The organism is Coleofasciculus sp. FACHB-712 (assembly GCF_014695635.1).
GTDB lineage: Bacteria > Cyanobacteriota > Cyanobacteriia > Cyanobacteriales > FACHB-T130 > FACHB-T130.
In genome coordinates this window covers 1-3,224 of sequence record NZ_JACJOQ010000311.1, presented here as the reverse complement: position 1 = coordinate 3,224, position 3,224 = coordinate 1, and the positions used below count along the sequence as shown (strand labels likewise).

Annotated in this window: 2 protein-coding genes and 1 pseudogene; all 3 read left to right on the top strand. The window is 46.1% G+C overall.

The features are described from left to right. A partial coding sequence (locus tag H6F50_RS08115; protein ID WP_190428217.1) for a YcaO-like family protein occupies positions 1-916 on the top strand: 916 nt, incomplete at its 5' end. A 1-nt stretch (position 917) separates the two neighbouring features. Further along, positions 918-2,351, top strand: coding sequence for a SagB family peptide dehydrogenase (locus H6F50_RS08110; protein WP_190428215.1), 1,434 nt, complete (start codon positions 918-920; stop codon positions 2,349-2,351). A gap of 52 nt (positions 2,352-2,403) precedes the next feature. After that, a pseudogene (locus tag H6F50_RS08105) lies at positions 2,404-3,224 on the top strand (methyltransferase type 11); the annotation flags it as partial.

Below are 3,224 nucleotides of genomic sequence, written 5' to 3'. Positions count from 1 at the left end.
AAAAGCGATCGTCGATCACGATTGGATTCCGCAACGCTTTGATGAGACTCAATCTATTGACTGGACTCCCGTATGGTCATTAACCGAGCAAACCCACAAATATCTTCCCACCGCCTTCTGTTATTACAACTACCGACAACCTAAAACTCAACGCTTTTGCTCCGCAGACTCCAACGGTAACGCCGCTGGAGGAACCCTAGAAGATGCCATTCTGCAAGGCTTTTTGGAACTTGTGGAACGTGATAGCGTCGCTCTCTGGTGGTACAATCGACTATCGCGCCCGACTGTAGATTTAGCCAGCTTCAATGATTCCTATCTATTAGAATTGCAAGATTGGTATCGCAGCCAGCAACGAGAATTATGGGTACTCGATTTAACCACAGACCTAAATATTCCCGCCTTTGCTGCCCTCTCTCGCAACATAGGCGGGGGTGAAGAACGAATCATTTCTGGATACGGAGCGCACTTTGACGCTAAAATTGCGATTTCACGAGCCGTCACCGAGGTGAATCAAATTGGTGTCAATGTAGACCAGCAAGATTATTCCACCGCCCCAGATTCAGCCCTAAAATACTGGTTTTCCCACGCAAATTTAGCCAATCAGCCTTATCTCGCGCCCTCTGTACAGACACCACCCAAACAGTACACCGACTACCCGCAACAATGGAGCGATGACATTGAGCAAGATGTCTTAACTTGTGTTGAAATCGTTAAACGTGCGGGACTAGAAATGCTGGTACTGAACCAAACCCGCCCCGATATTAGCTTACCCGTCGTCAAAGTTATTATCCCCGGTTTACGTCACTTCTGGTCGCGGTTTGGCGCTGGACGACTGTACGATGTCCCGGCAAAATTAGGGTGGCTTCCTGCACCTTTAGCCGAAGACGAGATGAACCCAATGCCAATGGTATTTTAATATGTCCAATACCTTCACTCTTTCTTTCCGTCCCGAAATCTCCCTCACTACTGAAGGCGAAAAGCTGACGCTGCAATTCGCTACTCACAGCCTCACCTTGAATAATCCTAAGCCGGGTTTGCGAACCGCATTAGAACACCTGAAACATTCCGCCCTCACCGCCTCCCAGCTAACCGCTTTAGTTGTAGAAGCCGATGGAGTCGAAGACGGCTTAAACTTTGAAACCCAGTTGCAAAAACTGATTAACCTCGGCTGGATTTGTCATTCAGTTTTACCGTTAGCAACCGCGATCCCAATTGCTGAGAATTATCAATTAGTGGATTCGGTTTTTGATGAGCAACAGCAGCCTCTAACTCTGTCTCGCTTTGCCTTTCTGCGTCAAGAAAATCAACAGTTTGTCTTAGAATCTCCCTTATCCAAAGCCAAAATCATTCTGCTAGATTGGCGGGCTTCTGCCTTAATTGCCAAACTGGCTCAACTTGATTCATCATTTACGCTCTTAACTTTAGCAGATTCCCTGATTGATGCAGAGATAGTGCGATCGTTCATTCAGTTACTGATTGCTACTGAAATGATTTCGCTAAAACCCGAAAGCGAAGCGTTAGCCGAATGGCAATTTCACAATCTGCTGTTTCATCGCCAAACTCGTTTCAACCGATTAGACGATCAGCGTAAATCGAAAATACCTCAATTCGAGGATAGCGAGCGATCGCACTTTGTAAAATCGCCCATGAGCGATGCCTGCGGCGGGCTACGCCAACGAGTAATTTCCTTAGAGAAACCTAACCTAGAAGCGTTAGCCAAAACCGATATTTCGCTAACGCAGGCGATCGAATCCAGGCAATCAATTCGCGAGTACGACAACCAGCCCATCACCCTTAACCAGTTGGGAGAATTTCTCTATCGCTGTGCCAGAGTCAAAGAAGTTTACACCCCTGAAGAGGATCTGATGAACGTTGGAGAATGCACAAAACGTCCCTATCCATGCGGCGGTGCATTATACGAACTCGAAATATATCCTGTAATCAATCGCTGTCAGGGATTAAATGCAGGATTATACCACTATCAACCTTTGTCTCACACCTTGCACGCGATCGCGGATTGGAATCCAGAAGTCGAAGCTTTAATTTTCGATGCCTGGAAATCAACAGGACAGCAAGATGTTCCCCAAGTGCTTTTTATTATTACAGCGCGCTTTGGGCGGTTGTTCTGGAAATACTATGCCATTGGTTATGGGTTGATTTTAAAACATATTGGTGTTTTGTTTCAAACATTTTACCTGGTTGCTACCGCCATGCAATTAGCTCCCAGTGCGATCGGTGGTGGTAACTCAGAACAATTCTGTAAAGTAGCCGCCCTGAATGAACACGAAGAGTCTTCTGTGGGAGAGTTTAGTCTCGGTTCACTGAAGCAAACAAACGACAATCTTTCCTAAAAGTTTCACCGATTGAGCCAATTTATAATCTTTCATTTCATCAATTACTTTTATGCCTGACCTCAATACCATTCCCGGTTTTTCTGCCCTGCAAGCTCTTACCCTCGGTGATTCTCGCATCAAAATTGCCGTCCTTGATGGCCCGGCAGATCTGGATCGCGCCTGCTTTCGGGGTGCTAAATTGAGCAAAGCCACAGCTTTTTGGCAACCCGACTTAGAGGCGATCGATCCGGTTTACATCCAAAAACAACTTCAAATCAATGCACTTAAAGACCAGAAAAAAGCCTTGAAGAAGGTATTGAAGGAGAGCAAAAATCAGGATACAAACATATCATTAGAGAGCAAAGCCGAGCAAATTTCGCCATCCATTGCTCAGGTTACGCCGTCTGTGCGAACTGACAAGTCAGCGCTTGCGCTATCGCACAATTCCAGGACAACCATCTTCAACGCTGTATTAGAAAACACGGAAGCGCAGTTATTAGAACAATATCGCCAGTTAAATAACTCCAAGCAGCAGCAAACAACACTCAAACCAAAACAACCCACAAGCATTGACCATGACTCTACAATTGAGGAGTTAGAAGCAGAAATCAAGGAACTGGAAGACTCAATTCCTCAGTCTGTGCGCGATCGTCTAAATGGTATCTTTCATGCAACAGGCATCTTTGGCACAATGTTTGGGCAACCAGGTTCCCCAGTGGAAGGAGTCGCACCCTACTGTACCGCCATCAATATTCCCCTATTTGAAACCGCAAGTAGCGATGAGGCACTTTCTCCTCTCAACATGGCTCACGCATTTAACCTGGCATTGAAATTGGGCGTAAACATCATTCATTGTGCCGGCTGTCATCCCACTCAGACTGGGTTTCCCCA

Coding starts and splice junctions, on each gene's coding strand:
- H6F50_RS08110 (WP_190428215.1), top strand. CDS start 918: ATGTCCAATACCTTCACTCTTTCTTTCCGTCCCGAAATCTCCCTCACT.